This window comes from Parvimonas sp. D2, from assembly GCF_035282635.1.
GTDB lineage: Bacteria > Bacillota > Clostridia > Tissierellales > Peptoniphilaceae > Parvimonas.
This window is the reverse complement of sequence record NZ_JAYKBO010000029.1, coordinates 1-279: the sequence shown is the minus strand read 5'-3', so window position 1 is coordinate 279 and position 279 is coordinate 1. Positions and strand designations below refer to the sequence as shown.

The following is a 279-nucleotide window of genomic DNA, read 5'->3' as shown; positions in this document are numbered from 1 at the left end:
ATGGCAAGTTTTGCACCTGTGGCGCCGATCCAGATTCTGGAGAGCCTCTACAATTATGGCTATGATGCTTTCGGCGAGTATCATCTTCTCCTGGCCCATCATATCATGGAAGAGCCCGAACGCTTTAAGGCATTGTTCGAGCGCATATCTGGTGATATGTCCGTATTCCCTACTGTCATCATCGACAATTCCCTTGTGGAACTGGGTGAGGCGGTTGCATTGGATATGGTGCGGGATGCCGCCGCCATTATCAAGAATGCCTGCCCTGTTGCAGAGGTA

The 279-nt window shown here is 50.9% G+C and carries 1 protein-coding gene; it reads left to right on the top strand.

Annotated features, from left to right (window positions below):
* Positions 1–279, top strand: a 279-nt coding sequence (locus tag VJI77_RS07450; protein WP_323988957.1) for a hypothetical protein, incomplete at both ends; no start/stop codon positions are given.